The sequence below is a fragment of the Halobacillus sp. AWH4_228 genome, from assembly GCF_056158365.1.
The window spans coordinates 3,152,946-3,179,645 of sequence record NZ_JBSWTE010000001.1; the positions used below are offsets into that span (position 1 = coordinate 3,152,946).

Consider the following 26,700-nt stretch of genomic DNA (forward strand, 5'->3'; position numbering starts at 1 on the left):
TCCACATGCTCACGGACAACCTCCCTGTTCTCCTCCCGCTGATGGCTGTCCAGTTGATTTTAATGGTAACCGCGCTCATCAGCCTGGCAGGAACAAAAGAAACACGCGGCCCGAAGTGGATGTGGGTGCTGCTGATTATTTTTGTCAATACGCTCGGGCCTGTCGCCTACTTTATTTTCGGAAGGAGTGAGGAAGGATGATGCAGGTGAACAACCTCACGAAATCGTTCGGCCGGCACCCTGTTGTGGACGACGTATCCTTTCAGTTGGAAAAAGGCAGATGCATGGCTCTTCTCGGTCCGAACGGCGCAGGGAAAACGACCACCCTGCGTCTCATAGCCGGACTGCTCATTCCTGATTCCGGAACGATACACCTTGAAGGAACACCCGGGGATATCCGCGCTCACATCGGCTACCTGCCTCAGCATCCTCAATTTCATGGATGGATGACAGGACGGGAATTCCTGTTATATGCCGCCCGTCTTGCCGGCCTCTCCAAGCAGGAGGCAGGGCAACAGGCGGATAAGACGCTGGACCGGTTGGGGATGAAAGAGTTTCAGAACAAAAGAATCGCCCGGTACTCCGGAGGGATGAAGCAGCGCCTCGGCATCGCACAGGCGGTCATACACACCCCCGGCGTTCTCCTGCTTGATGAACCGGTATCTGCCTTGGATCCAATCGGGCGCCGGGAAGTTCTGGAACTGATGGAAGAGCTGAAACAGGAAACCCTCCTGCTCTACTCCACCCATATCCTGAACGACGCTGAAGAAGTGAGTGATGAAATTCTACTGATGCATCAAGGAAAGATGATTGAATCTGGGTCGATTGATGATGTGAAATCCCGCCATCCTATGGAAAAACTAACCCTCCAGTTTTCGATGGACACCGAAAATTGGAAGGATTATGTGAGCGCATGGCCCGAGGTCAATCGTGTGGAATGGCATAAACAGACCCTTCACCTCTATGTGTCGGACAGTGGAATGGTCAGGAAGAAAGTCCTGGAGGAAGCCTCACGAAACGAATGGCCGCTTGTCCACTTCGAAGTCGGACGGCCGACATTGGAAGATTTATTTATAAAGGCGGTGAAAAACCATGCAGTGGATCACCATCTATAAGAAGGAATGGCTTGAAATGATCAGGAATTACAAATGGATTTGGGTACCTCTTGTCTTTATTCTCTTCTGTATCCTTGACCCCTTGTCCACCTATTATCTTCCGGTGATTATTGAAGCTGCCGGAGGTCTTCCGGAAGGGGCGGTCTTTGACCTGCCCACCCCTCCCCCTTCCGAGGTGTTCATGATGAGCATTTCCCAGCTGAACACGCTGGGTATCCTCGTCCTTGCACTCATCACGATGGGCACAATCTCCGGAGAGAAAAAATCAGGGGTGGCGGAGCTGATCCTCGTGAAACCGGTCTCTTACTTTTCTTACCTGACGGCGAAGTGGGCGGCTGCTTCCACACTGTTGATCCTCTCTGCTGCCATCGGCCTGACAGCGAGCTGGTATTACGTCCAGCTCCTTTTTGGAGATGTGTCCTTTACGGCCGCAGCCGGAGTGATCTTTTTCTACAGCTTGTGGATTTTATTTCTTACGAGCATCAGTCTTTTTATGAATGCCTGGTCACGTATCCCCGGCCTCGTCCTGTTTTTCACACTGGCAGCCCTCATGACCATGAGCCTGGTCACCAGTCTGTTTTCCAAGTACCTCGCCTGGAGTCCCGCACGGCTGTCCTCCTACCTTCGTTCTCTTCTCATTACGGGAGAAGTGCCTGAGGATTTATGGTACACCAGTCTCGTCACAGCCGCGCTTACCATCCTTCTCCTTTATGCAGGAACGAAACGTTTGAAGAAAAGCACCAGACTCTCCTGAATGTCAAAATTTACGGATCAAAAGGAAGAAGAGTTGTACTCCCACCCAATAGGGTATAGACTATTGTCAATAAAACTATTGGATTGTCTAAAGGAGAGATTTGCATGAAGCCGACTGCACTGATTACCGGAGCTTCCGGGGGAATCGGGTATGAACTTTCCCTGCTTTTCGCGAAGGCTGGTTATAACTTGATCGTTGTAGCAAGATCTGAAGATAAACTCGAGGAGCTGCGAAATGAATTGGATGGCCACCCCGTTACCATTCTTCCGCAGGATCTGTCAGAACCCGGGGCCGCCCAAATTGTTTACGACAAAGTCAAAGAACTCGGCTTGAACGTCACCGTGCTCGTGAACAATGCAGGGTTCGGCCTGAACGGCCTGTTTGAGGAGCTTCCGCTGTTAGACCAGCAGAAAATGCTGCAAGTCAACGTCAATGCACTCACAGAGCTCACCCACCTGTTTCTGCCGGAAATCAAAGCGGCACGATTCCGCTCCATTCCAAAAGGCATCCTGAATATCGCCAGCACTGCGGCGTTTCAGCCCGGGCCGAAAATGGCCGTATATTATGCATCCAAAGCCTACGTCCTTTCCTTCTCCGAAGCTCTTGTGGAGGAATTGAGGGACACGAACGTCACAATCTCGACGCTGTGCCCGGGCGCAACAGAAACCAACTTCTTCAAGACAGCTCAGGCAGAGCATACGAAGCTGGTCAAGCAGACGATGACACCGGAAGCTGTTGCTAAATCAGGGTTTGTCGGCTTTGTTAAAGGCCGCCGTGTCATCATTCCCGGGCCGGCCAACCAGACGATGGCTTATGCGGCGAAACTGCTTCCTCGTTCCTGGGCTGCAAAAGCCGCTCATTATATGGATCAATAATTCTTATGTCCCAGACCTTTCCTCCTGCCGCCATCTCCTTTATACTTGATATATTGGAAGAAAATTCTTAAACAGGGGGCAGAGGTATGAAGAAATGGATCTTATCCACCGTCCTTCTTCTGCTCGCAGCTGCCGGCACAGGCTGGTATTTGATGAGCACACAGGCTGAAGCAATGACAGAACAAGAAGTCAAGGAAGCCGTAGAAGAATCCGCTGAGGAAGCAGATGAAAAGCTTCAGACCTATGAGGAAGAAGGTAAAAATCCATTCGGTCATGAAAAAAGCCAAAGCGAACTGACAGATTCCGATTATCAAAGCTACATCCACTCCATGTCCCACCAGAAAGTGAAAGCCGATAAAAAGTGGGGATTTACAACTATCCACCCGGAACGTATTGAGTGGCTGCTTGAGGGATTGGATCAGACCACGCTTACTCATAGACAGACATATGAAGAGATCCTGACGAAATGGCACGCAGGTGATTTCTCAACGGCTGATGAGGACCATAACCGGATCTGGACGCTTCAGAACGGGAACGTCGGCAAAGCCACAGGTGTGCTCTCTCCTCAGGAAGAAGCCCAATTCATGCAGAAACGAAAAAACTGACCCCGTCTCCGGGGTCAGTTTTTTTACATTTCTTCGGCTGCTTTACGAAAACCATAGAACGAGCGGTAGCCTGAATGAGAATAGTAGCCTTCCGAGCTTTCTGTAGCCAGCATGTCCACGCGGGCGTTCGGATAGCATTCATGGGCGGTTCTTACAAGCTGTTCGGCAATTCCCTGCTTGCGGCAGGATTCCTTAACGAGGAGTTCACAGATGTACAAAGTGGTCGTCCCGTCGGTCAATCCTCTCAAATAACCGACGAGTTCTCCAGATTCATCCACGGCCACGAGGGCAGGTTCCGAATTGATCCAGGCGCACAGCGTTTCTTCATTATACTGCACAAGCCCCTCCCATCCTTCTTGTTGATTCAACTGATGAACACTATCAAAGTCTTGTTCGCGAAACGAGCGGATTTGAATGGATTCCATCGTTTCCTCCCTTTCTTTTCCAAGTTTTCTCCTGTTAAGTTTCCCAGTCTGTCTATGATGAAGCCTGATCTCTTTACTCTATTATACGATACAATTCCCTATTCGTTTCATTCTATGTGTCTTTTTTCCGTCAATGATGAGAGAAAAGTATGATAAAATAAGAGCGATTGTTTTCTTATCGACACAAGGAGTGGAATGACTATGAAACGTTGGTTGATGCTGACAGGATTATTTTTTCTGGCTGCCTGTTCCTCACAAAATTTATCCTATGAAGATTTAACCGCTGCTTATCCCGAGGACTTCGCAGATCCTATCCAGAACCTTTCTGAAACACAGCAGGAAAACCTTGGCCTGCCTTCTGATATGCCTTTTGAAGTGACCATGGTGGAATCCTCTGTTGGAGAAAATGAAGCCGAGGTAACCTATACATCCGATACCGAGCAGAAAGCTGTCGTTACGACCTTATACAGTCCCGGAAACATCCTGCAGAAATCCGAACTGCAGGTACCATTGGATTCCGGAGCGCTGGCAGGCGTACTGGAAAAAGAGACACATGTGTTTGTGGAATGGTATGAAGGAGAAGAAGATATCATCTATCAGGTTGAATATTACGGGCCTGCTGAAGAGCGTTCGGAAAAAGCTGTGGAAATCGCCAATCATCTATAAAAGCTGCCGGGAAACCTTCCCCGCAGCTTTTTTATGTGGTCACAGACTGCCGTATTCATTGAACTTTTTCCAGTTTCTTAAACATCCGGCTGATCGGCCTTGGTGCCTTCAGGTTATCGAAGAAAACAAGGTACGTGTTCTTCTTTTCATCAATGGATTGAATAGTCCCGATACCGAACACGGGATGATGGACACGTGTTCCTTTTTCAAACCCTTTTTGAGGAGCCTCTTGTTTTAAATGGTGAGAGGCCCGGATGTAATCCTCCGCTTCTTCTATAAGGGCTGGATCCAGGTCCCCGACACGCTCATATAAATCTTCGTCCACCTCAAAGATGAAGCGGGACGGATATTTTTTCTGCCCTCCATTTTGAAAGCCCTCCGACTCCGTCATATACAACGCCTTTTCGGCACGGGTAACGGCGACATAGGCAAGTCTCCGCTCTTCTTCAAGCCCACGCTCCTTCCGCTGACGGATGGTCCGCACACTTGGCATGACCCCTTCTGTCATGCCGATCACAAAAACATAGGGGAATTCCAGACCTTTGGCAGTATGGATCGTCATTAGTTTGATCGTATCCGTACGCTCTTCTCTGTCGTGATCGGTATACAAAGAAATCATCTGCAGGTACTCATCCAAATCGATATCTTCTCCGAGCGTCTGTTCATACTGGACGATGGAGTGAAGCAGTTCGGCCAGATTATCCAGGCGTTCCTGGTCCCCGTCTTCGCGGCGGCAGGCTTCATAACCCGTCTTCTGCATCGCTTCCTGCAGCAGTTCCGACACGTTCAATTCTTTCTTCCTCTCCTTGAGTTCCTCCATGGCACCAATGAATGCTTTGGCCCCTGTCCGCTGAAGCTGCTCATGATCCGCGTATTTTTTCAAGGTCTCATAATAAGAAAGCCCCTCTGCCTCTGCCCTCTGACGGATAAAGGCCATCCGTTTTTTACCGATCTGCCTTTTCGGCACATTGATCAGTCTTGAAAACGATAAGTCATCTCCTGCAGCGATCATTTTCAGATGAGCGAGAGCATCCTTGATCTCCATCCGGTCAAAAAATTTAAAACCTCCGAAAATAGTATACTCCAGGTTTTCCGCCATAAGTTCCTGCTCCACATAACGCGATAAATAACCTGCTCTGTATAAAACAGCCACATCACTGAGCCGCGCCTGCTTTTCCTCAACAAGACTTTGAATCTGCTGAACAATCCATTTCGCTTCCTGTATGTCGTTTTTTCCGTGGTAATGGACCGCTTTGACTCCAGGCGGGTGGACAGGAAGCATATCCTTATCCACACGGAAGTAGTTATTTTTAATCAACGCATTGCCAAGGGAGAGGATTTCAGGGGTGGAACGGTAATTTTCCTTCAGAAAGACTGTCTGTGCCCCCGGGAAAAATTCGTCGAACTCGACCATATACTTCGGATCCGCCCCCCGCCATTCGTAGATCGTCTGATCAGGGTCACCAACAACGAACAGGTTCTCATGTTCCTGTGCGAGCATGCGTACAAGTTCGAACTGCTTCAGACTGCTGTCCTGGAATTCATCGACCTGGATGTAATACAGACGGTCCTGCCATTTGGACAGTACATCCGGATATTGTTCAAAAAGGACAAAGACGAAATTCAGCAGGTCATCGAAATCCAGGCCGTACACGCGTTTTTGTTTTTTTAAATAGTGTTGTAGAATCTGCCCGTCCAGGTCACCGGATTCATCAGCCGCAGGCATGCCGCCGCGCATGATCATCTGTTGGACATAATGGGTATTTCCTTTCAATATTCCGATCTTGTCCAGAAGGCGCTTGAAGGTTTTCTCATTCATCTTCAACCCCATATCTTCAAATATCTCCCGCAGCAGTGTTTTCTGGTCTTCGACGTCTAAAATGGAGAAATTTTTCGGATAGAAGAGACGATGGATATCCTCTCGGAGCACACGGACGCAGAAGCCGTGATAAGTCGTAATGAATCCTGTATCCTGTTCGCCGCCGATCAGGCGCTTCACCCTTCTCCTCATTTCATGAGCTGCCTTATTCGTAAAGGTTACAGATAATACATGGGCCGGATCCACGCCCAGTTCATTGACGATAAACGCATACCGGTGCGTCAGTGCTCTCGTTTTCCCCGAACCTGCACCGGCCACGACGCGGATGTATCCTTCCGTAGAAACGACAGCCTCCTGCTGAGCTTCGTTCAATCCTTCCATCAGTTTTTCCATAGTGATTCACCTTCCAAGAACATTTGTTTGTATTATAGCACACTGAATCGGTTTGAAGCCTCAGTGGAACGGATATGGACCTGTGGAAGGAGAGGAAATTATGACCAGCGATATCACCCCTTTATTTGAAGAAAAGATCGTTCAGGACAACCGCTTTAAAAACCGCTATGTGGTCGCACCGATGACAAGAGTCAGCGCGGCCAACAACGGGACAGCCAATGAGCGGATGAAGCAGTATTATGAGCGCTATGCTAAAGGTGGATTCGGAGCAGTCATCAGCGAGGGCATCTACCCGGACCGTACCTACTCCCAGGGATACTCAAACCAGCCGGGGCTTGCCGACGAACAGCACCGGGACGCCTGGAAGCCAATCGTCCGGGGCGTTCATCAGCATGGATCCCTGTTCATTGCTCAAATCATGCACGCAGGTGCCCAGTCGCAGGGAAACGCCTACACGGACCAAACCATCGCCCCTTCAGCTGTGGCCCCTAAAAATGATCAGCTGCCTTTTTACGGTGGGAAAGGCCCGTTCCCTACCCCGAAAGCAGCCACTCATGCGGAACTGGAAGAAATCAAGCAGTCCTTCGCACACTCTGCACGACTGGCTAAGGAAGCAGGGTTTGACGGCGTAGAGCTTCACGGAGCCAATGGTTACCTGCTGGATCAGTTCATGACCGATTATTTCAACCAGAGAGAAGATCAGTACGGAGGAACAACGACCAACCGGATGCGGTATATTCTTGAAGTCATCAAGGAAGTCAGGCGGGAAGTCGGCCATGATTACCTTCTCGGCATTCGGATTTCGCAGGGGAAAGCCTCCGATGGCGAACACCGCTGGGCTCTTGGTGAAACAGATGCCAAAACCATCTTCGGTAAACTCGGTGAATCTCCGATCGATTTCATCCATGTAACAGATAAAGACGGAACAGCCTCCAGCTTCGGAGAGGGGTCCCTTTCCATGGCTGCCGCTGCGAAGATGTTCAGTGGTCTTCCTGTCATTGCCAACGGCGGTCTTCATGAGACAGACAAAGCCCTGCAGCTGTTGAGCAGCGAAGAGGCTGATTTCATCAGTCTCGGTACAGCAGCGCTCCAAAATCCGGATGCACCGAACCGCATCCTTAACGGTCAGCATCTGGACCCCTTCGATTTTTCATCCATCATGCTGCCACAGGCGGAAATTAAGGATCACGAATTGAAAAAAGAAGTACGGAGATGAAAAAGAGGCGCATGTCTCATGCGCCTTAGCTTGTAGAGAAACCTAGTTTCTCTACAAGCTTTTTTTCTTTCCGCTGAATGTCCACATCAAACAGGAACAGTTCCGGCAGGGTACAAATACTTCCAGAACCCGAAGAAGACCACTTCCTTACTTCCGCTTATTTAAAAAGTAGTCTGCGGCTTGAGGAAGGTTTTTGAACGTCCGCACACCGGACAGACTGATCCGGTTCTGTGTGAACTGCATCACCACCTGTGGACGCATTCCAGCAAGAACCACTTCAATACCAAGCAGCTGGAGGCTGACAATCAAGTCTCTAAGCAGGTGCACCCATTCATCTTCTACGGACACGATTCCAGAAAATTGAACAGCCAGACGATTGATCCGCTGGTTTTGACAAAGCTCCGGCACACGGGTCAGGAGGACCTCCTTCTGCTCTTCCCTGAGGATCGGCTGCAGGGGAAGCAGGGCAAAGCCATCAGCCACTTTTACGATGTTCGCCGTCATTTCCTCAATGATGTGGATCAGCTGTTTCTCCCTGTAATAGGATTGGGTCCTGTCAAAAATCCTGGTTAGATTGTAGCCCTTCCCTTCATATGTAAATGGTCGGGTATGAACCTTGAATACATACTCCTCCCCCTGCCAATGCATCGGATAATCATCTACAATCAAAGGCCTTTGTTCTTTCGTTGAATTTGTCACCACCCGCCTCTCCGGATCGATATCCGGAAAGAGTGTGTGAAGGGACTCCCCCGCTGCTTGATTTCCCTGAAGACCAAACAATTCAATAAATGCCGGATTGACATAGGTAATGATATACTGATCATCAGAAATCAATACCCCTTCATCCAGAAGATCCATGGCCGCCTGTAAAATCATACATAAGCCTCCTCATTATATTTGGCTGGAATGAACGGTCTTAAAACAAAAAAAGTGCGCCATCAGGTTCTGTTTGAACAATGATGACGCACTCTTTTTTATGCTTTTTCCATTTTGTCAGGCGTAGATATGATAGCAACGTGCTTTAAGTTTCCTATAGTATCAAATTCAATTTCCAGGCAGTCTCCCGGTTTCACAAAACCGATCAGTCGTTCTTTCAACACGTACAATTCATTCTGAAACTCTGAATCCTCTACAAGGATTGCGTATGAACCTTCGTATCGATCGAGTCTGTACTGATTCACCTACTCAAACCCTTTCTACTTGGAATTCTCTATAGAGACATTCCTTCCCTGTCTTCTGTCTCTTTTGAAGTATCATTCCCTTTGCACCCTATGACTAAACATGTCGAATTTACGGTGAACTGGACTGAAGAATTCAAACGTGGTAAACTAAAGACTAACGACCGTTAGTTTGTAGTCAGGAAGGATGATTGGATGACAAAAGAAACAATCAGGCAGGAAAGTTTACGCCTTTTCGCCAGACATGGCTATGAGAACACGTCGTTGACGATGATCGCCGATGCTGTCGGGATTAAAAAACCGTCTCTTTATAATCACTTTGACAATAAGGATGCCATCTTCCTCGATGTGCTTTATCACGTCGGAGATTTGGAAAAGGAACGGATCATGCAGCAAGCTCCACAACTGAAGGGAATGACGGTGAAAGCGCAGCTTCACCAGTTCTACCGGTTTTATTTAGAACGCATGGCCCATTCCACAGAAGGGCTTTTTTTTAAGCGTGTCACCTTCTTCCCACCTGAAAAGTTTACGGCTGAAATCAAAGAGGTATTCCTTATGGTGGAAGATCAAATGACCGCTGTCATTCAGCCGATCATGGAAAAAGGAATAGCGGAGAAGAAAATCCGCCCTCTTTCTACAGATACGCTGACTTCTGCTTTTTATACGTTAATTGACGGTCTGTTCTTGGAAGAAAACTACTATGATCAGGATGTGTTCGAACAGCGCCAGCTCAGCAGCTGGGAAATTTTCTGGCTCGGCATCCAGACACAACATCAGGAGGGATCGTAAAATGCCATGGGTCTATTTGTTTGTCGGCGCCTTGTTTGAGATCGCCTGGGCGGTCGGCTTGAAACTGTCCGAGGGCTTTACCGAGCCTCTATACTCCACCATCACCGTCGTCTGCATCATCATCAGCTTCGCTTTGTTTACAATGGCATTAAAAAGCCTGGATGTAGGCACAGGCTACGCCATATTCACCGGGGTGGGGGCTGTAGGAACAGCGCTGGTCGGTATGATTTTTCTCGGCGATGCCGGTGGTATAGGGAAGATATTCTTCATCGTTCTGTTGATTACGGGAATTATCGGATTGAAAATGACAGATTCCGCTTCATCAAGTCAGGCACAGGAGGGATAACATGGCTTGGATTTTCTTAATTCTCGCAGGAACAGGAGAAATGACTTCCATGTTCTTTTTAAAATTGTCGGATGGGTTTAAAAAAAAGCTGCCGACACTGGGTGCCGCCATTGCGATGAGCGGCAGTCTTTATTTCCTCTCCTTGTCTTTGAATGACCTTCCGATCGGCACGGCTTATGCGATCTGGACAGGAATCGGATCGGCAGGAACCGTCCTGCTGGGCATCCTCTTTTTTAATGAGAAAGCAACACCGAAACGGCTGTTGTTTATTGCCTGTATCCTCACTGGTATCATCGGTTTGAAATTGGTTTCATAATATCCATCACAACCTTGTGTTCTTTTCAAAGAATGCTTACAATAAAAGAAGCAGGCTGCTGCAGTGTACCGACATTTTCTGCAGTGATGGAGGAATAGAAAGATGCGTAGAGTGTTAATGGCTGTCATGGTAATCATTGTGCTTGGTTTCAGTTATGTAGGATACACCAATATAGATCCTGAAGTAGATGCCAATCCTGAAATATCACAGGAAACGAAACAATATTAAAAAGCCTTTCCGCTTTGAAGCGGAAAGGCTTTTATTTTTATTTTCGGGGAAGATCCACGTTCAGATCTTCTGCCCACGTTTCTTCAAGGTATTGGTCACGCCCGGAATTTCCTCGGTAGTAGTCATAGCGGATCTTGTTTTTCTTGTAATAATCCTGATGATATTCTTCCGCCCGGTAAAATGTCTCTGCTTCAACAATCGGTGTTACGATGTCCTCATCGAACCGTCCGGACTGTTCGAGTTCTCTGCGGGACTGTTCTGCCGTCTGTCTCTGCTCGTCATTAAGATAAAACACCGCTGATGTATATTGATACCCGCGGTCTACAAACTGACCTTCATCATCCGTCGGATTGATCTGCCTCCAGAAAACATCAAGGATCTGCGCATAGGAAATCACATCAGGGTCGAAATAAACTTGCACCGCTTCAATGTGGCCGGTCCCCCCGGCAGACACTTCTTCATAAGTCGGATTTTCCACATCTCCACCGGTATAGCCGGAGACGACACTATGGACGCCCTTCAATTTTTCAAACGGTGGCTCCATACACCAGAAACACCCTCCAGCCAGCACAGCTGTTTCGTACCCTTCCGGAATTTCTGATGCAGCCACTTCCTCACTCTCATAATTCCGCTCTGTTACATAGGAGTAAATCTCAGGGACAGCAAATGCTGCGCCTATAAGCAGAACGATGATGCCGGCCGTCCATATCCTTTTTTTCTTCACACAGAGGCCTCCCTTGTTGTGTTGAATTTCTTTAAGCATACCACGGAATAAAAATTCCAGACAGAATTCTGCTGTCTTTACTCTTCGTCCTCCAAGGTGAGCCCCTCCACATACTTGCGGTTCATCATCCGGTCGATTTTCCTGTATTCCTTCGACTTGAAAATGATATCAAAATCGTAATCTTCCGGGTAAAGCTCTTCGGCCGGGATATGCAGTTTCAACCGTTTATGATTGTACGTCTGCTTCTCCCCCTTCACTTGAACTACATAATTGCCTCTTGCATCCGGGCCTGTGTAGACGATACCGGCCGCATCTGAATCAGGGACATGCACATTATCGCCCATTTTGAAAGAAGGCGGCTGTTTGCTGTCGTTACGCTTCCGGTTCTTCTTATACCGGTTGACGGCCACCTGACTGGCATAAGAGGAATGTTTGCGCTGTTCTTCCTCCAGCTTATAGGATGCCTCTTCCTTGTAGGTGATCTGATGAGCGTGGTTAAGAATATCCGGATGCAGTCCGAGCTTATAAGCGATGTCGAACGCCTGGCTCTCGCCGGCTGTACCCGTCTGCAGCTGATACGTCGGCTTCAACGTTTCCAGATCAAATGCCATCGCACCGTTGATGAACCCATCCTTTTCCTTCGCATAAGCTTTCATTTCACTATAATGAGTCGTAGCCAGAATATCCGATCCTTTGGCGGCCAGCTGATCCAGGATGGCTGTTGCAAGCCCCATCCCCTCTCCAGGTTCTGTACCGGATCCTATTTCGTCTAATAACAACAGCGAATGGTCGTTCGCTTTTTGTAAAATGTCAATCAAGTTCGTCAAACGTGAGCTGAACGTACTCAAATTCTCCTCAATGCTCTGACCGTCCCCAATGTCCACATAAATCGACTGGTATAACGGAAGAAGACTTCCCGGCTCTGCGGGAATGTGAAGTCCTGTCTGGGCCATCAGGCAGAACAAGCCGACGGTTTTCAATGTAACCGTCTTTCCGCCGGTATTGGGACCTGTAATAAGCAGCGCCTGTTCCCCTTCATTCATGTGAAGGGTCAGGGGCACCGCCTTCTCTCCGAGCATCGGATGCCGGCCCTGATTGATTTTCAACTCGTGATCGGTAAATACCGGTGTATGAGCCCCCGTCAGACGACTGTATTTGGCCTTCGCGAATAAAACATCATACTGAAGCATCGTCTCGACAGCTATGGAGAGATCCTGTTCATGCTCCAGCACCGCTCCAGTCAACGTATATAAAATCTGTTCGACTTCCTGCTCCTCACTGAACGTCAATAGCTGCCGTTCTTCCTGAAGGCGGGTCACTTCTTCCGGTTCAACAAAGAGAGTGGCTCCAGACGCCGATTGATCCAGCACGGTTCCTTTCATTTTTGAGCGCTGCTCCCTTTTCACCGGCAGTGTCCACCGGCCGCCTTTATCCATGGGACGTGCCTCCTGCATGATGGACGCATACTTTTTAGCCAGGCTGTTCATTCGTTCCTTGATTTCCTCTGTTTTCTTCTCTCTTTTTCTCCTGATCTTTGCGAGCTCCTTTGAAGCATGGTCGTCGACCTGCGCATGGCGGATTGCTGAGGCGATATTTTCTTCAAGACTGGTCAGCTCCGTCATGGATTCTGCATAGAAAGCAATCCTCGGAGCGATCAGCTGCTGCCCCTTCATAAACCGCTTCAGTTTCGTACAATGATCCAGGAAAGAAAGCAGAACCATCAGCTGTCTCGGTTGAAGGTAGAGGCCTTTCTGCGCCTGCTCCAGCATTCCCTGAATGTCAGCGAGCGTATGGAGCGGGACACGGCTCTGGGTGGCGAGGATGGCTTTGGCTTCTTCTACTTCCTCGTGCATCAGTTCCAGTCGTTTTCGATCTTGAATCGGTCTTGATTCAATAATGGTCTGTTTTCCCAGTTCTGTATGGGCATGCTCAGCTGTACGGTTCAAAATTTCATGATATTCCAATACTTGAAAAGCTTGTTCGTTCAATGTGATTCCTCCTATATTTATCCATATAAAAAAGCCCGCGGCAAGCTGAAATAAGCTCATCGCGGACTTTTGTGTGAACGTCGTCTGTTCCACGGGATACAAAAAAACTGTGACTGAAAAGCAGCCACAGCTTCAAAGACGTATCTGTCCAGGCTATGCTTATGCTTGTTCTTAACTGTTCCTAAAAAGGCGGCACTTAAACAAGCATGCAACCGTGCACACTTTTTACACCTGATTAGAAACGTATCCAGTTCATGGATTAGTTAAGAACTACCACACTCATACATCATTCTCCTTTGTTATAAGGATCGTTCTGCGTGGAACAGACGATTCATCCTCTTTAATATAGGAGATTCGCGTTCATTTGTCAACGGAAAAGACATCCTGCAGTTTCCGTTCGGATGTCGGGGCGGTTTCTGCTCCGAGCGATCTACGGATGATTTTCATCGCATTATCGTTCCCTTCATGCGATTCCGAGGCCGATAGATTCGAAGGAACCCACAGCTCATAATCCCTCATATACGCATCGTTCGCTGTAAACAGAACACAAATGTCTCCAGCGACTCCTGATAAAATCAACCGGCTCACTTCAAGCTGATTCAAAAGAATCTCCAACTGCGTCCCGAAAAAACCGGAATGCTTCGGCTTAATGATGAAGAAGTCATCCTCTTCCGGTTGCGTAAGCTCCACCAGCGGCTCTCCCCTGGACTGGCGGCATGTATCTATGATGTCGGAGGCGTTGTCCTGCCACAGACCGAAGTTGTCATTCACATAAATGACAGGAATCCCCTGCTCCTTCATTTCTTGCTTGAAGCTCTGCAGATCTTCAGCCGCAGGAAGAGCATACTCCAACAGGTCCTTTCCCCCGTCAAAATCCAATGTATTCATCATATCAATAATAAGAAGGGCCGTGGACGATTTCATGTTTAATCTCCCCGGTATTCTTCCGGCCCTGCAGGAATCTGGCGCTTATGGGCCGTCTGTTTATGTCTGTCTTTCAGCTGTTTCTCATCTTCGGGATCGATTTTCTCCCCGCGCAGATAAGCGTCAATCGTATCATAGGACATGCCGAGCTCATCTTCGTCCGTCTGCCCTTCCCACAACTCTGCACTCGGTTTTTTCTCAATAACGGAGGAAGGCACATCCAGCGCTCCCGCCATTTCCCGGACTTCTTCTTTTCTCAGGTTAATCAACGGTACGAGGTCAACGCCACCATCCCCGTACTTGGTAAAGTAGCCTGTATAATCCTCTGCGGCATTATCCGTTCCAACAACAAGATAATTGTAGTTGTTTCCAACGGCATACAGTGTACTCATGCGGAGGCGCGCCTTCAGGTTCGCTCCACCCAGCTGCGATTTATCCTCCTTCCAGTCCCCTTTCTCCTCAATCTGTCCTTTTACTGCCTGATACGTCGTTTCATAGGCGTCCGTCAGATTGATACCGATGTAATCAAGGTCCGCCCCTTCTACAACGGCCAGCGCATCCGTCTGTTCCTCCATCTCTTTGTTGATCGGCAGCAGGACACCAAGCGACTGTTCAGGGAATGCCTTTTTAACAAGGTAGGAGACGACAGCTGAATCAATTCCGCCGCTGATCCCGACAAGGGCTCCATCTGCCCCTGCTTCTTCGACTTTATCCTGCAGCCACCGGACTAAATAGTCAATACGTTCTTCCATCGTAAAAACTCCCTTCAAAATGTCATCTAACCCTCTTCTTCCTTTTACTTCCTTTTTATAAACCTGCTCTATAAACAAATGACTTTTCATTTTTAAAAAAGTAGGCAATAATGGAGACTAGTGATCCTCTTCAAGGAGTGAAAGATATGATACAAAATGAACAACACGTACTCGTGATCTTCCCCCACCCGGATGATGAAGCATTCGGCGTGTCCGGAACGATCTCCACTTATATAAATCAGGGCACACCATTAACCTACGCCTGCCTCACACTTGGGGAAATGGGAAGAAACCTCGGCCGTCCCACGTTCGCCACGAGGGAATCACTGCCTGACATCCGGCGCAGAGAGCTTGTCAAAGCGGCTGAAGCTATGGGCATCGAAGATCTCCGTATGATGGGGCTCCGGGATAAAACACTGGAATTCGAAGACGATACAGAGATGAAAAATATGGTCAGCCAGCTCATCGACGAGTTGAACCCATCCCTTGTCATCAGTTTTTATCCAGGATATGCCGTCCATCCCGATCATGAAGCGACAGCGCGCGCCGTTGTCCGGGCGCTGCGCGACATCGATGAAGACAAACGCCCGAAGTTCCACGCTGTTGCCTTCGCCAATGATACAGAGGAAAACCTGGGGAGTCCGGACGTGATTAACGACATCCGCGGTGTCCAGGAACAGAAAATGAATGCCATGCGCGCCCATATCTCCCAGACAGCTGCTATGCTGGAAATGCTTGAAGAAGGCATCAAGGTCAACGATCCGGAAGCTCTTAAATGGGTGACCGAAGAGAAATTTTATACGTATGACTGGTCCAGCGATCAGGTCACCTAAAACATAAAAGTTCTGCTCCATGGAGCAGGACTTTTTTTGTAGTTCGAACGATCCAAATCATTCTTACACTGGCAGATTTTCACCGATCTGTCTAAATTCAGGACTCCATGACCATGATGGAAATGATATTCTATAAAAAGGGTCAACATAAAGGAGATGATTTTTTGAAGAACGCAGCCATTTTAGTGACAGCCCTTATACTTACGATTTTTTTAACGGCCTGTGCTGATTCGGAGAACAGCGGAAGTGAAGACCAGGCCGCTCCCATACCTGAAGTTGAAGTGCTGCTCGAACAGCAGCCCTATCCAGTCAATGAACCCGTCGATATCCGCGCAGAAGTGACACAGGGAGAGGAGCCTGTCACTGATGCCTCTTATGTTAAGTTTGAAATCTGGAATACAGAGGAAGGGCAGGAAGACTCGGTAACGAAAGAAGCCGAACATACAGAAGACGGCATTTACGAGCTGTCCTATACGTTTGAACAGGAAGGCTCCTACCAGGTGATTGCTCATACGCAAGTCGATGATCTGCATACGATGCCCCAAAAAGAAGTACAGGTCGGCCATGGAGAAGAGGGACAGGCCATGGATATGGAATCCAGCAAGTTCATGGTTCATTTGATGACAGAAGAAACATTCGCTGCCGGAAGTGAATCCATGCTTACGGCCCATATCAATCATATGGAGGAACCGTTCACAGAAGGTAAGGTGAAATACCTCATTACACCAGAAGCAGGTGGTGAGGAAACCGAAGTCACGGCTGAAGAAAAACAGCCGGGGGAATACCAAGGATCCTACACGTTCGAGGAAGCAGGAAACTATACAGTCACCGTCGTTTATGAACAGGAAGAGAAAGACCTTCAAGGTGAAAAACAGCAGACCATAGAAGTAATCGAATAAAAAAAGGACCACCGGGCTGCCCGGTGGTCCTTTCATTATTATACGTCCGTATTTTGAAGCTTTTTCTTCTTCGCCATTTTTTCGCGCTCGTTTTTGTTCAAGAATTTCTTACGAAGACGAACGTTCTCTGGAGTAACCTCACAGTATTCGTCATCATCAAGATACTCAATCGCTTCTTCGAGCGTCATTTGACGGGTTTTCTTGATTGTATTCGTCGTGTCTTTGTTCGCAGAACGAATGTTGGTCAAGTGTTTTTCTTTCGTGATGTTGACCGTCAAGTCGTTCTCACGGTTGTGCTCTCCGACAATCATACCTTCGTACACTTCTGTACCCGGTTCCACGAAGATGGTACCGCGGTCCTCAAGGTTCATGATGCCGTACGTGGAAGCTTTCCCTTTATCAAGAGACACAAGGACACCTTCACGACGTCCGCCGACCTGGCCTTTTACAAGGGGCGCATAGCCATCAAAAGTATGGTTCAAAATTCCATATCCGCGTGTCTGCGTCATGAATTCTGTCGCATAGCCAATAAGACCACGAGATGGTACAAGGAATTCAAGACGCACTTGTCCATTACCATCATTGACCATGTCCTGCATTTCACCTTTACGGTAACCGATGGATTCCATAACGGCACCCTGGTACTCTTCCGGTGTATCGATTTGAACACGCTCGACAGGCTCACAAGTCTGACCGTCGATTTCCTTCAGAATAACCTTAGGCTTGGAAAGCTGAAGTTCATAACCTTCCCGACGCATATTTTCCACAAGGATGGAAAGGTGAAGTTCACCACGTCCTGATACTGTGAAGGCATCAGGGGAATCTGTAGGGTCGACGCGCAGACTGACATCTGTTTCCAGCTGTGTCATCAAACGCTCTTCAATTTGACGGGAAGTTACATATTTACCTTCACGACCGGCAAAAGGACTATTGTTGACAAGGAATGTCATCTGCAGGGTCGGTTCATCAATACGAGGGATTTCCATCGCATCCTGGTGTTCAGGCAGACAGACCGTTTCCCCGACGTTAATATCCTCAAGACCGGACAGGGCAATGATGTCACCCGCTTTGGCTTCTTCGATTTCGACACGCTTCAAGCCTATGAAACCGAATAGTTTGGAAATACGGAAGTTCTTCACTGAACCGTCCTTCTTCATCAAGGAAACCTGCTGACCGACTTTAATTTGACCATTGAAGACACGTCCGACACCAATACGGCCGAGGTAGTCGTTATAGTCAAGCAGAGTCACCTGGAATTGAAGCGGATCATCTTTCGTATCGTGCGGAGCAGGGATGTTGTTCATGATCAGCTTAAAGATCGGATCCATCGTTTCCTGCTGGTCTTCAGGCTCATCGCCGGATGTACCGTTAAGAGCAGACGCATAAACGACTGGGAATTCAAGCTGTTCGTCATCCGCTCCAAGCTCGATGAACAGATCCAGTACTTCATCGACGACTTCGTCAGGGCGGGCGTTCGGACGGTCGATTTTGTTAAGAACAACGACTGGTGTCAGTTTCTGTTCCAGCGCTTTTTTCAAAACAAATCGAGTTTGTGGCATACACCCTTCGTACGCATCGACAACGAGAAGAACGCCGTCTACCATTTTAAGGATACGTTCTACTTCTCCACCAAAGTCGGCGTGACCTGGTGTATCTAAAATATTAATACGGGCATCGTTATAATTGATCGCGGTATTCTTAGCAAGAATCGTAATGCCGCGTTCTTTTTCCAAATCGTTAGAGTCCATAGCGCGCTCATCGACATGCTCGTTATCGCGGAAAGTTCCGGAATAGTGAAGCATCTGGTCAACCAGCGTTGTTTTACCGTGGTCAACGTGTGCGATGATGGCTATATTACGAATATCATCTCTGTGTTGCATGAAGCACACACCTCTTTCGTATCGCAAATATTATTCAACCGTTCTATTATAACACAACTGCTTTAGGATCGATACCAGATTTACTTAGAGTTAACGATAGACAGCTGGCTGGTTTTGCACCTTCCCGGCAGAATCACTTCTATTCCCCATTGCACCACAGATATGGAAACAAGTAAAATAAAATCAATTGGTCCAGGTTCCTTCGAAAAAGAACCGGATACACAGCAGCCAGAAATTAGGTGTCCATCATGAAAACAAGCCGGGACGGGGAATGGCTCAACGTCATCATCCCCTTTAAATGGGACGGTTTAACAATCGAAAAGATCCTGACAAAACAATGGCATGTACCGAGGAAACTGATGCATCGTTTCCGTTCCCAGAATGAGGTGATGCTGAACAACACCTTTCCTCATTACAAAACGACGAATGTCCACTCCGGGGATCACCTCCGCCTCCGGCTTTTCGGACCGGAGCCTTTAGAGGTAACTCCATCGTCCATGTCGATCGACCCCGTTTTTGAGGATGATCATCTGCTTGTCATCAATAAACCGGCCGGTGTGTTCACACACCCGAACCGGCCGGATGAACACGATACCCTTGTCAACGGAGCCGCCGGATATTTCCAAAGACAAGGTATACCCTCTACTCCGAAGTATGTCCACCGGCTCGACCGGGATACATCCGGAGCCATATTATTTGCCAAGCATGCACTGGCTACAGCGATGCTCGGAAAAGAAATCCAGGAAAGGAAGATCAAACGCTCCTACCTGGCCTGGGTTCACGGCAGACTTCTCCCGGAGCAGGGGACGATCATTAAACCGATCGGCAAAGATCCAGAACATACCGTAAAACGAATGGTCTCCGGGGACGGCCGGTATGCAGAGACGCATTATACCGTGTTAAGCTATGATGCCGGTCAGGACTGCTCCCTCGTTATGCTGCAGTTGGAGACAGGAAGGACACATCAAATCCGTGTGCACTTGAGCTCGATCGGATATCCATTGATCGGGGATACGCTGTACGGGGGAAAAGGGAATATCCACTATAAACAGGCTCTTCATGCAGCCAGGCTGACATTCGTCCATCCTTTTACTGAGGAAACGATTCATTGTTATGCACCGCCCGCCCCATCGTCCACGTTATTTACCAAAGCTCATATTGATTTGCTGAAACAGATAAAAAACCGCTCCTGATTCCAGGAGCGGTTTCAGCTTGTAGAGAAACCCCTGTTTCTTTACAAGCTTTTTTCTTTCTTACCGCCAGGAGCGAAAGCCCCCTTCCCTTTCCGCGGACGAGCGCCCGAGCTTCCTCGCAACACCCACGCTCGGCGATCTCGGACCACTCGTTCATCCGCAGGAGTGGAAGGGGCACCGCTTCTTGGGAGTTCTCTAACATCGAACAAGACTCTCCTTCACCCAGATCGCCCTTGTTGGATGGAGAACAGTCTTTTCCGTATTCCGGCAGGCAGCCATCATCAGCGCTTGTTCTTTCCCTTCTTTTCCACGCAGGCGGCCATAGCGCAACTCATGCCGTTCTTTGGAATCTGCGAACCTGCATAGGGTCCAGTCTTTCTCCTCTATATTCTAACGTCGACACGTGGAGCGTTCGGTGGTGATGCCTGCGTGAAAAGCACGGGCCGAAGATCCACTTGGGCAGACGATCTTCCTGACCAAGTGAGCTGAGGACGTGCCCGCGGCATTCATCCACCGATAAGCGGAATGTGTCACTTTACATGACAAATGGACAACTCTAACTGGTTGACACAGGCTTTTTCTTCAGCCAAAACCCGCTCCTGATTCCAGGAGCGGGTTTTGGCTCAACAAAGTTCCCGATGATTCCCTCTTCCGTCGATGGCCAACAGTATTTCATTCTTGCCTCCACCCCGGATGAGCTGATCGCTGGTAACGTCTGCGTCAGCTATCCAACGGTAGGCGGAACGTGGCTCTCTGTGAAAGTAAGGGGGTCTTGTTATAACCGTTTGTTTGGCACAAGGTGCGTTCAGCGTCTTTTATTTCTGTTCAATAGACTGATAAATGCTGTCGTACTTCCGGGCGCACTCCAGATCGAGTTCTGTCAGGCCCCCGGCATTCCAGGAGGTCAGTTTCAACGTCACCATCTTATAATCGATGCTGATGAACGGATGGTGCTGGATTTCCTCAGCATACTCCGCAATCAAATTGACAAAACGGACGCCTGTTAAAAAATCCTGGAATCGATAGCGTTTCGTAATGAATTTCTCATCGGTCAGCTTCCATCCATCCAGCTCAGCCACTCTCTCCAACTTGGCTTCTTCCGGAATACGCGTTTCATCCATCCTTATCCCTCCATTGATGATTCACTGTATTTCATAAATGCATCCAGATCGGCTGTGCATAATTCCACGGCATGTTCCCAGAACTCTCTTTCCTCGAGATTGACACCGAGATGTTTCCAGGCCAGTTCCTCTACCGGCATCTTCCCTGTATCCCTCAGCAGCGCTGTGTAACGCTCTTCAAATTCAGGTCCGGTCTCCAATGCCTTCGCATAGATTCCCGCGCTGAACAGATAGCCGAAGGTGTATGGGAAGTTGTAAAACGGAACATCGGTGATGTGGAAATGAAGCTTGGATGCCCAGAACGTCGGATCATACTCTTCCAGCGTTTCCATATAGGCTTCCTTCTGTGCTTCCACCATCAATTCATTGAGACGTTCCTGAGGTACGATTCCCCTTCTCCGTTCTTCGTAAAACCGTGTTTCAAACAGGAAACGGGCATGGATATTCATAAAGAAAGCCACACTGCTCTGTACTTTTTCCTCGAGAAGCGTCATCTTCTCTTCCTTCGTGGACGCTTCTTTCACGGCGGCATCGGCTACGATCATTTCCGCAAACGTAGAGGCTGTTTCAGCTACGTTCATCGCATAGCCCTGATTCAATACAGGAAGGTCATTCATGACATGCTGATGATAGGCATGACCAAGTTCATGAGCCAGTGTGGCGACACTGGAGGGGCTGCCGGAGTAGGTCATGAAAATTCTTGTTTCTTCACTATCCGGAAAGCTGGTGCAGAATCCACCCGGCTGCTTCCCAGGACGGTCCTCAGCCTCTATCCAGCCTTTCTCAAATGCCATCTCAGCAAAATCGGCCATTTTAGGGCTGAACTTCCTGAACTGCTCGATAATAAAGGAGGCCCCCTCCTGAAAGCTCTTTGTACTATCCGTCTTTCCGACAGGAGCTTCCACATCATAAAAACGAAGCTGGTCCACACCCAGAAGTTCTGCTTTTCTTCTCATATATGGAATGTAGGCCTGCTTATAATCGGTGATGACGTTCCACATGGTCTCAAGCGTCGCGGCACTCATCCGGTTGTAGTCGAGTGGCTCCTTAAGGACATTCTCCCACCCTCTATGCTTATAAGTTTGAAGGCGGAACCCAGATAAATGATTCAATGTTTCACTGAATACGTCCGCTTCGTTCTGCCACGCCTTCTGCAATTGATCAAAAGCTTCCTTGCGGACAGAACGGTCGGGGGAATCCAATTTATTGGAGGCCTGCCCAACCGATAAGGACCTGCCTTCCACTTTGACAGACAATTTAGCAACAAGCCGGTCATACATGAGCTCCCATGCGTCGTAGCCATCAACACTAAGGTCATTGATTAACGATTCCCGTGACGCATCCAGCTTATCTGCAGCCTTCTGTCTCCGCTCATCAAGCACGAAGGACAGTTCCTTCAGCGATGGCTGCTGTAGAAGTGAAGTCCAGATTTCATCATCAATGGTGATGAACGTCTCATCGAGCTGAACCAGCACATTATTCAGACGGGCTCCCAGTTCACTCCTCTTCGCCAGCCATTGACCAGCTCCAGTATCGTTCACATCCTGAGCCTGCAGACAGCTCGTAAAGGCACTGAATTCTTCAAGCTCTTTCACAGCCACCTGAAGAGCCTCTATCATGTGATGTAATGGTTCCGTTTCATCTGTACTGGACGGCGGCACAAAGGATGGAATAAGCGATTCAAGCTCCTCCAGATGAACCTCCAGCTGCTGGACATAGTTTTTTAATTCACTGGAATGGCTGCCGCCTTGAAAAAGACTGTCCAGATTCCACGTCATTGCATAGGTAGACATAAGCGTTTCCTCTCCCATCTATTATGGATTGCTTCTCCCATTATATCAGAGGTGCAAACTCCCTTTACGTGATGACACATAAAAATCACCGACATGGAAAAGTTACATTTTTGTAATATAAATGAAACCTTTCTGACTATTCAATCGTCATATAGAGTAGAACAAAAAAATACATAGGAAGATGACATTTATATCTTTAAGGAGCGATGACATTGAAAAAACGTATGGAATACGACCGAACAGAAATCGTGAGTGTAGCCGGAGGTTCCGTTTTTCTCACTCTTGTCCTTTATCTGGCCATCTATGTCATGTGATTTACAACGAGCGCCTCTCTCCCCTCAGGAGAAGGTGCTTTTTAGTTCCTTTGATTAGAAGTCCAGCCTCCACCTCATTATAATAAGAAGAAGAAAGAAACATGGAGGAGGAAATATTTTGTTTGAAAACCATCGCGGATGGCAGAACATGCTCCAAAAAGATCAGATATCTTTTGGACTGACGATACCGATTGAAAATTACGATAAAGAGACACCGCTCATGGACGATCAAGTCCAGAAGGCGCAGATGGCAGAAGAACTCGGTTTTCACTGTCTATGGCTGCAGGACGTCCTTCTTGAAGATCCAACGTTTGAAGACCCTGCAACCGGGCAGATCTTTGACAGCCTGATCTACTTAACCTACCTGGCCTCCCACACCCCGTCCATCAATCTCGGGACAGCCGCATTGGTCATGCCGCTCCGCCACCCTTTACGGACAGCAAAGGAGCTGGCAAGCATTGAACGCTTGTTTCCCGGACGTCTCATGGCCGGCCTATCCTCTGGAGACCGGCGGAAGGACTTTGAAGGATTGAACATCCCTATCATGGAGCGCGGGGCATGGTTCAGAGAAGCCTACGATTTCTTTGCGAAGGCCTTATATGAAGAGTACCCGGAAGCCTTCTCCTCTTTCGGCAAGCTTGATAAAGCCAACCTCGTTCCTAAGCCGCCGAACCGGATTCCTGTTTTTATGACAGGCTATTGTCAGCAGACGCTCGACTGGATTGCTGAACACGGAGATGGGTGGATGTTTTATCCTCAGCGTCCAGAACAGCAGAAACAGACGATTGACATGTACAGGGAAAAAGTGAGAGGCTTCCACGGCGATGTTTTCCGTCCTTTTTTCATGCCTCTTCCTGTCATTCTTTCTGAAAACCCTGAAGCCCCTGTCGAAAAAATTCCGGCCGGCTATCAAACCGGACGCGAAGGTTTAAAGGATATTATCGAACAGTACCGTTCCGCTGGTGTGAACCATATGATGTTCGGCCTTTCCAAAAACAAACGACCGACAACTGAGGTAATGCAGGAAATTGGCGAAGATATCCTGCCCTATTTCAAATGACACGGAAAGGAATGATGATATGAAACCGGAGATTATGCTTCTCGGCACTTTTCATATGGCTGTGGAGCCGGAAATGATCCATAAGCATAGAGATGAACTTTCTTCCCTGACCGCTTCCTTGAAAGAATGGAAACCGACAAAGATCGCGGTGGAAAAGTCTTTTTTCCTTGAAGAAGAACTCAACAAAAGGCTGGGGCAGTTCCTAACGGGAGAGCAGGCACCTGCGTACGATGAAGTGGAACAGATCGCTTTCCCACTTGCTGCCTCCCTTGGACAGAATCACCTCTATCCTGTTGACGAGATTGTGGATATGTCCACCCCTTCCCTTGAGCAGGTATTCTCCTGGGCGGGAGAGCATCAACCGGAGCTTCTCAAGGATATTCTTTCCATACAGCAGGATGTAAAGCAGATGGAGGATAAACAAACACTGGCCGGCTATTTCCGTTACATTAATCACGAGGGTTACAAAGAACAACTGCAGCGCGTCTATATGAAGTTGACCCGTGTCGGGGAGCGCCAGCACCAAATTGGTGTCCACTGGCTCAAACAGTGGCACCACCGCGACTTAGCCATGGCCGCCAACATCCTCCGCACAGCTGCACCCGGGGACCGTGTCCTTGTTCTCGTCGGTGCCGATCACCTTCATCTGGTGGAACAGTTTCTCCAGGAAAGCGGCGATGTGATCATCCAGGACGTCGTCCCCTACCTTCCAGAAAAAAAGAACGTTTGACCCCCTTTGTTCTGCGGGAAAGAAAAAACCCTGAACTCCAATGGAGTTCAGGGTTTCCTTATTTTTAATCCGTATCTTTATCTTCAAGAGCCTCGAGGGCGGAACGCTTTTTCTTTTTCTTACGGTTTTTCCAGCGCTTAATGTGAATGGTGGATGGCTCATAGTCGTCAGACTCACGAATATCCGTATTGGACGCCTTCATAAACGACCAGGCGAGCAGGAACATGATGATAATGAGCGGGAAACCACCGACGATACTTGCTGTCTGCAGCGTATCCAGTCCACCGAGGAACATGAGAGCGAGCGGCATGATACATAACGCGAACGCCCAGAATAAACGGTTCCAGCGGAGCGGTTCACCTTCTACACTTCTCTGTGTCACAGACGCAAGAATGTAGGAGGAAGAATCAAAGGTTGTGGCAAGGAAAATGATAGCCAGGACCGTAAAGATCAAGACAATGAAATCAGCCAGCGGCAGCTGGTTCATAATTTCAATAATGGTTGCCGGTGCCCCGTTATCGTTCATAAAGGCAATGGCATCAAATTGACCTGAAATCTGCAGGTAAAGTCCGAAATTCCCCATAATTCCGAAGAAAAGGACACATCCGATTGTTCCGTAAACCATCGTCCCGAGGATCATTTGACGGATGGTACGTCCTCTGGAAATACGGGCAACAAATAAACCGACAAACGGAGCGTACACGAGCCACCATGCCCAGTAGAACACGGTCCAGTATTCAGGGAAGCTCGTCTTCTCAAACTGGCCGAGGTTCCCGAACGGCTCCATCCATGTAGCCATGCGGAAGAAGTTATCGGCAAGAAGTCCGAGAGATGTGAACGTCGTTTCACTCATAAAACGGGTCGGACCGAAGATGAAAATAAACGCAAGCAGGAAGATGGACAACCATAAGTTCACATCACTAAGGATTTTAATCCCGCGTTTCAAGCCGGAATAGGCACTGATTGCGAAAATCAACGTACAAAGCAGCATAATCCCACTTTTCAGACCGAGCGTTACAGGGATGCCTGTTAAATCATTGACCCCCTGTGCAATCATCGGTGTTCCGAGCGCAAGCGTCGTTCCCGCCCCGCCTAGAAGTCCGAACATAAACAGGACATCAATAATTGTACCGACCGGGCCGTCCACCGTATCACCAAGGACCGGACGTACGGCTTCAGATACTTTCAACACCGGCTTTTTACGTACATAATAGAAATAGGCAATCGGCAGTGCCGGCAGCGTGTAAATCGCCCAGGCGATAGGCCCCCAGTGGAACATGCCGTAAGTAGAAGCCCACTTGATGGCTTCCTTCGACTCCGGCTCTACGCCGAAAGGAGGTCCCTGATAATAATACGCCCATTCAATGACTGCCCAGTAAAGAATACTGGAACCGATCCCGGCAGCGAAAAGCATCGCAGCCCAGGAGAATGTACTGAATTCAGGTTTTTCTCCTTCATCTCCGAGTTTGATGGCTCCATTTTTACTGAAAGCGACATAGATTAAAAAAGCAAAAATGACAAATCCAAGAACCATATAAAGAACGCCGAAATTCTCTGTCATAAATGTATTGGCTTGAGACACCACTTCTTTCCCTGCCTCAGGGAAAACAATTAACGGAATGGTAACTCCGAGCAGTAATATTAAGGCCCCAATAAACGTAGGCCAGTCAATAAGCTTCATTTTCAAGTGACATACATCCTTTCCTATACCTTCGTTAAGTAGTTTGAACTGCAAGGGTTAAAACATGCAATGCGGGGGATAAAT

The 26,700-nt window shown here is 48.3% G+C and carries 28 protein-coding genes; 16 read left to right on the forward strand and 12 right to left on the reverse strand.

What is annotated here, in order from left to right:
• The first annotated feature begins 5 nt into the window (after positions 1-5).
• From ACXADP_RS16425 to ACXADP_RS16445, 5 genes are all read left to right on the forward strand, one after another.
• Positions 6-200 (forward strand): PLD nuclease N-terminal domain-containing protein, encoded by a 195-nt coding sequence (locus ACXADP_RS16425; protein ID WP_474971944.1) that lies wholly within the window; start codon positions 6-8, stop codon positions 198-200.
• Positions 197-1,114 carry an ABC transporter ATP-binding protein gene (locus ACXADP_RS16430; RefSeq protein ID WP_474967631.1) on the forward strand — a complete coding sequence of 306 codons (918 nt, stop codon included), beginning with the start codon at positions 197-199 and terminating at the stop codon, positions 1,112-1,114. Before ACXADP_RS16425 ends, ACXADP_RS16430 begins: the two co-directional genes overlap by 4 nt.
• Positions 1,092-1,868: an ABC transporter permease gene (locus ACXADP_RS16435; RefSeq protein ID WP_474967630.1), complete on the forward strand. Its 777-nt coding sequence runs from the start codon at positions 1,092-1,094 to the stop codon at positions 1,866-1,868. Before ACXADP_RS16430 ends, ACXADP_RS16435 begins: the two co-directional genes overlap by 23 nt.
• A gap of 104 nt (positions 1,869-1,972) precedes the next feature.
• Entirely contained in the window at positions 1,973-2,743 is a 771-nt protein-coding gene (locus tag ACXADP_RS16440; RefSeq protein ID WP_474967629.1) for an SDR family NAD(P)-dependent oxidoreductase, read from the forward strand.
• A gap of 86 nt (positions 2,744-2,829) precedes the next feature.
• On the forward strand, positions 2,830-3,348 hold the full coding sequence (locus ACXADP_RS16445) for a DUF6241 domain-containing protein (RefSeq protein WP_474967628.1): 519 nt from the start codon (positions 2,830-2,832) through the stop codon (positions 3,346-3,348).
• A gap of 23 nt (positions 3,349-3,371) precedes the next feature.
• Here ACXADP_RS16445 and ACXADP_RS16450 read toward each other — a convergent pair whose 3' ends face one another.
• Entirely contained in the window at positions 3,372-3,773 is a 402-nt protein-coding gene (locus ACXADP_RS16450) for a GNAT family N-acetyltransferase (protein WP_474967627.1), read from the reverse strand.
• 201 nt (positions 3,774-3,974) lie between these two features.
• Here ACXADP_RS16450 and ACXADP_RS16455 point away from each other — a divergent pair, with 201 nt between their 5' ends.
• Complete coding sequence (locus ACXADP_RS16455; RefSeq protein WP_474971945.1) at positions 3,975-4,439, forward strand: hypothetical protein; 465 nt, start codon at positions 3,975-3,977, stop codon at positions 4,437-4,439.
• A gap of 55 nt (positions 4,440-4,494) precedes the next feature.
• On the opposite strand, the gene ACXADP_RS16460 is transcribed toward ACXADP_RS16455, so the two are convergent.
• On the reverse strand, positions 4,495-6,651 hold the full coding sequence (locus tag ACXADP_RS16460; protein WP_474971946.1) for an ATP-dependent helicase: 2,157 nt from the start codon (positions 6,649-6,651) through the stop codon (positions 4,495-4,497).
• Between the two features lie 100 nt (positions 6,652-6,751).
• Between ACXADP_RS16460 and ACXADP_RS16465 the strand changes: the two genes are divergently transcribed.
• Entirely contained in the window at positions 6,752-7,867 is a 1,116-nt protein-coding gene (locus tag ACXADP_RS16465) for an NADH:flavin oxidoreductase (protein WP_474971947.1), read from the forward strand.
• Positions 7,868-8,014: 147 nt separating this feature from the next.
• Here the strand turns inward: ACXADP_RS16465 and ACXADP_RS16470 are convergent, their stop codons facing one another.
• Positions 8,015-8,743, reverse strand: coding sequence for a PAS domain-containing protein (locus ACXADP_RS16470; protein WP_474967623.1), 729 nt, complete (start codon positions 8,741-8,743; stop codon positions 8,015-8,017).
• A 98-nt stretch (positions 8,744-8,841) separates the two neighbouring features.
• Positions 8,842-9,048, reverse strand: a complete 207-nt coding sequence (locus tag ACXADP_RS16475; protein WP_027956119.1) for a hypothetical protein — start codon at positions 9,046-9,048, stop codon at positions 8,842-8,844.
• Positions 9,049-9,240: 192 nt separating this feature from the next.
• Between ACXADP_RS16475 and ACXADP_RS16480 the strand changes: the two genes are divergently transcribed.
• The 4 genes from ACXADP_RS16480 (at position 9,241) to ACXADP_RS16495 (ending at position 10,724) form a co-directional block, all read left to right on the forward strand.
• Complete coding sequence (locus tag ACXADP_RS16480; protein WP_474967622.1) at positions 9,241-9,834, forward strand: TetR/AcrR family transcriptional regulator; 594 nt, start codon at positions 9,241-9,243, stop codon at positions 9,832-9,834.
• Between the two features lies 1 nt (position 9,835).
• Positions 9,836-10,180, forward strand: a complete 345-nt coding sequence (locus ACXADP_RS16485) for a DMT family transporter (protein ID WP_027956121.1) — start codon at positions 9,836-9,838, stop codon at positions 10,178-10,180.
• Between the two features lies 1 nt (position 10,181).
• Positions 10,182-10,496 (forward strand): DMT family transporter, encoded by a 315-nt coding sequence (locus ACXADP_RS16490; RefSeq protein ID WP_474967621.1) that lies wholly within the window; start codon positions 10,182-10,184, stop codon positions 10,494-10,496.
• A 102-nt stretch (positions 10,497-10,598) separates the two neighbouring features.
• A complete protein-coding gene (locus ACXADP_RS16495; RefSeq protein ID WP_474967620.1) occupies positions 10,599-10,724 on the forward strand; it encodes a hypothetical protein in 126 nt (41 codons plus the stop codon).
• Positions 10,725-10,761: 37 nt separating this feature from the next.
• Here the strand turns inward: ACXADP_RS16495 and msrA are convergent, their stop codons facing one another.
• The 4 genes from msrA to nadE all read right to left on the reverse strand — a co-directional run bounded on the left by msrA (position 10,762) and on the right by nadE (position 15,112).
• Positions 10,762-11,448 carry a peptide-methionine (S)-S-oxide reductase MsrA gene (gene msrA, locus ACXADP_RS16500; protein ID WP_474971948.1) on the reverse strand — a complete coding sequence of 229 codons (687 nt, stop codon included), beginning with the start codon at positions 11,446-11,448 and terminating at the stop codon, positions 10,762-10,764.
• Positions 11,449-11,525: 77 nt separating this feature from the next.
• Positions 11,526-13,436, reverse strand: a complete 1,911-nt coding sequence (locus ACXADP_RS16505; protein WP_474971949.1) for an endonuclease MutS2 — start codon at positions 13,434-13,436, stop codon at positions 11,526-11,528.
• A 360-nt stretch (positions 13,437-13,796) separates the two neighbouring features.
• On the reverse strand, positions 13,797-14,360 hold the full coding sequence (locus ACXADP_RS16510; protein ID WP_474971950.1) for a cysteine hydrolase family protein: 564 nt from the start codon (positions 14,358-14,360) through the stop codon (positions 13,797-13,799).
• 2 nt (positions 14,361-14,362) lie between these two features.
• The gene (gene nadE / locus ACXADP_RS16515) at positions 14,363-15,112 is read right to left on the reverse strand and encodes an NAD(+) synthase (protein ID WP_474967616.1); all 750 of its coding nucleotides are present in this window, start codon (positions 15,110-15,112) and stop codon (positions 14,363-14,365) included.
• Between the two features lie 146 nt (positions 15,113-15,258).
• Here nadE and bshB2 point away from each other — a divergent pair, with 146 nt between their 5' ends.
• Both bshB2 and ACXADP_RS16525 read left to right on the forward strand, forming a co-directional pair.
• Complete coding sequence (gene bshB2 / locus ACXADP_RS16520; protein ID WP_211225375.1) at positions 15,259-15,945, forward strand: bacillithiol biosynthesis deacetylase BshB2; 687 nt, start codon at positions 15,259-15,261, stop codon at positions 15,943-15,945.
• 164 nt (positions 15,946-16,109) lie between these two features.
• Positions 16,110-16,844 carry a FixH family protein gene (locus ACXADP_RS16525; protein WP_474971951.1) on the forward strand — a complete coding sequence of 245 codons (735 nt, stop codon included), beginning with the start codon at positions 16,110-16,112 and terminating at the stop codon, positions 16,842-16,844.
• Positions 16,845-16,882: 38 nt separating this feature from the next.
• Here the strand turns inward: ACXADP_RS16525 and typA are convergent, their stop codons facing one another.
• Positions 16,883-18,724, reverse strand: coding sequence for a translational GTPase TypA (gene typA, locus ACXADP_RS16530; RefSeq protein ID WP_027956129.1), 1,842 nt, complete (start codon positions 18,722-18,724; stop codon positions 16,883-16,885).
• A 248-nt stretch (positions 18,725-18,972) separates the two neighbouring features.
• Between typA and ACXADP_RS16535 the strand changes: the two genes are divergently transcribed.
• The gene (locus ACXADP_RS16535) at positions 18,973-19,917 is read left to right on the forward strand and encodes an RluA family pseudouridine synthase (protein WP_474971952.1); all 945 of its coding nucleotides are present in this window, start codon (positions 18,973-18,975) and stop codon (positions 19,915-19,917) included.
• Positions 19,918-20,732: 815 nt separating this feature from the next.
• On the opposite strand, the gene ACXADP_RS16540 is transcribed toward ACXADP_RS16535, so the two are convergent.
• Both ACXADP_RS16540 and ACXADP_RS16545 read right to left on the reverse strand, forming a co-directional pair.
• Entirely contained in the window at positions 20,733-21,038 is a 306-nt protein-coding gene (locus ACXADP_RS16540) for a 4a-hydroxytetrahydrobiopterin dehydratase (protein WP_474967613.1), read from the reverse strand.
• Positions 21,039-21,040: 2 nt separating this feature from the next.
• Positions 21,041-22,831 carry a M3 family oligoendopeptidase gene (locus ACXADP_RS16545; protein ID WP_474971953.1) on the reverse strand — a complete coding sequence of 597 codons (1,791 nt, stop codon included), beginning with the start codon at positions 22,829-22,831 and terminating at the stop codon, positions 21,041-21,043.
• Between the two features lie 462 nt (positions 22,832-23,293).
• Between ACXADP_RS16545 and ACXADP_RS16550 the strand changes: the two genes are divergently transcribed.
• The gene (locus ACXADP_RS16550) at positions 23,294-24,205 is read left to right on the forward strand and encodes a TIGR03571 family LLM class oxidoreductase (protein ID WP_474972323.1); all 912 of its coding nucleotides are present in this window, start codon (positions 23,294-23,296) and stop codon (positions 24,203-24,205) included.
• A gap of 19 nt (positions 24,206-24,224) precedes the next feature.
• Entirely contained in the window at positions 24,225-24,935 is a 711-nt protein-coding gene (locus ACXADP_RS16555) for a DUF5694 domain-containing protein (protein ID WP_474967611.1), read from the forward strand.
• Positions 24,936-24,999: 64 nt separating this feature from the next.
• Here the strand turns inward: ACXADP_RS16555 and ACXADP_RS16560 are convergent, their stop codons facing one another.
• Positions 25,000-26,622, reverse strand: a complete 1,623-nt coding sequence (locus ACXADP_RS16560) for a BCCT family transporter (RefSeq protein ID WP_474967610.1) — start codon at positions 26,620-26,622, stop codon at positions 25,000-25,002.
• Positions 26,623-26,700: the final 78 nt, after the last annotated feature.

Coding starts and splice junctions, on each gene's coding strand:
- typA (WP_027956129.1), bottom strand. CDS start 18,724: ATGCAACACAGAGATGATATTCGTAATATAGCCATCATCGCACACGTT.
- nadE (WP_474967616.1), bottom strand. CDS start 15,112: ATGGAAGAACGTATTGACTATTTAGTCCGGTGGCTGCAGGATAAAGTC.
- ACXADP_RS16555 (WP_474967611.1), top strand. CDS start 24,225: ATGAAACCGGAGATTATGCTTCTCGGCACTTTTCATATGGCTGTGGAG.
- ACXADP_RS16465 (WP_474971947.1), top strand. CDS start 6,752: ATGACCAGCGATATCACCCCTTTATTTGAAGAAAAGATCGTTCAGGAC.
- ACXADP_RS16490 (WP_474967621.1), top strand. CDS start 10,182: ATGGCTTGGATTTTCTTAATTCTCGCAGGAACAGGAGAAATGACTTCC.
- ACXADP_RS16470 (WP_474967623.1), bottom strand. CDS start 8,743: ATGATTTTACAGGCGGCCATGGATCTTCTGGATGAAGGGGTATTGATT.
- ACXADP_RS16440 (WP_474967629.1), top strand. CDS start 1,973: ATGAAGCCGACTGCACTGATTACCGGAGCTTCCGGGGGAATCGGGTAT.
- ACXADP_RS16435 (WP_474967630.1), top strand. CDS start 1,092: ATGCAGTGGATCACCATCTATAAGAAGGAATGGCTTGAAATGATCAGG.
- ACXADP_RS16480 (WP_474967622.1), top strand. CDS start 9,241: ATGACAAAAGAAACAATCAGGCAGGAAAGTTTACGCCTTTTCGCCAGA.
- ACXADP_RS16510 (WP_474971950.1), bottom strand. CDS start 14,360: ATGAAATCGTCCACGGCCCTTCTTATTATTGATATGATGAATACATTG.
- ACXADP_RS16455 (WP_474971945.1), top strand. CDS start 3,975: ATGAAACGTTGGTTGATGCTGACAGGATTATTTTTTCTGGCTGCCTGT.
- ACXADP_RS16535 (WP_474971952.1), top strand. CDS start 18,973: ATGAAAACAAGCCGGGACGGGGAATGGCTCAACGTCATCATCCCCTTT.
- ACXADP_RS16450 (WP_474967627.1), bottom strand. CDS start 3,773: ATGGAATCCATTCAAATCCGCTCGTTTCGCGAACAAGACTTTGATAGT.
- ACXADP_RS16460 (WP_474971946.1), bottom strand. CDS start 6,651: ATGGAAAAACTGATGGAAGGATTGAACGAAGCTCAGCAGGAGGCTGTC.
- bshB2 (WP_211225375.1), top strand. CDS start 15,259: ATGATACAAAATGAACAACACGTACTCGTGATCTTCCCCCACCCGGAT.
- ACXADP_RS16540 (WP_474967613.1), bottom strand. CDS start 21,038: ATGGATGAAACGCGTATTCCGGAAGAAGCCAAGTTGGAGAGAGTGGCT.
- ACXADP_RS16550 (WP_474972323.1), top strand. CDS start 23,294: ATGCTCCAAAAAGATCAGATATCTTTTGGACTGACGATACCGATTGAA.
- ACXADP_RS16430 (WP_474967631.1), top strand. CDS start 197: ATGATGCAGGTGAACAACCTCACGAAATCGTTCGGCCGGCACCCTGTT.
- ACXADP_RS16485 (WP_027956121.1), top strand. CDS start 9,836: ATGCCATGGGTCTATTTGTTTGTCGGCGCCTTGTTTGAGATCGCCTGG.
- ACXADP_RS16545 (WP_474971953.1), bottom strand. CDS start 22,831: ATGTCTACCTATGCAATGACGTGGAATCTGGACAGTCTTTTTCAAGGC.
- ACXADP_RS16495 (WP_474967620.1), top strand. CDS start 10,599: ATGCGTAGAGTGTTAATGGCTGTCATGGTAATCATTGTGCTTGGTTTC.
- ACXADP_RS16445 (WP_474967628.1), top strand. CDS start 2,830: ATGAAGAAATGGATCTTATCCACCGTCCTTCTTCTGCTCGCAGCTGCC.
- ACXADP_RS16425 (WP_474971944.1), top strand. CDS start 6: ATGCTCACGGACAACCTCCCTGTTCTCCTCCCGCTGATGGCTGTCCAG.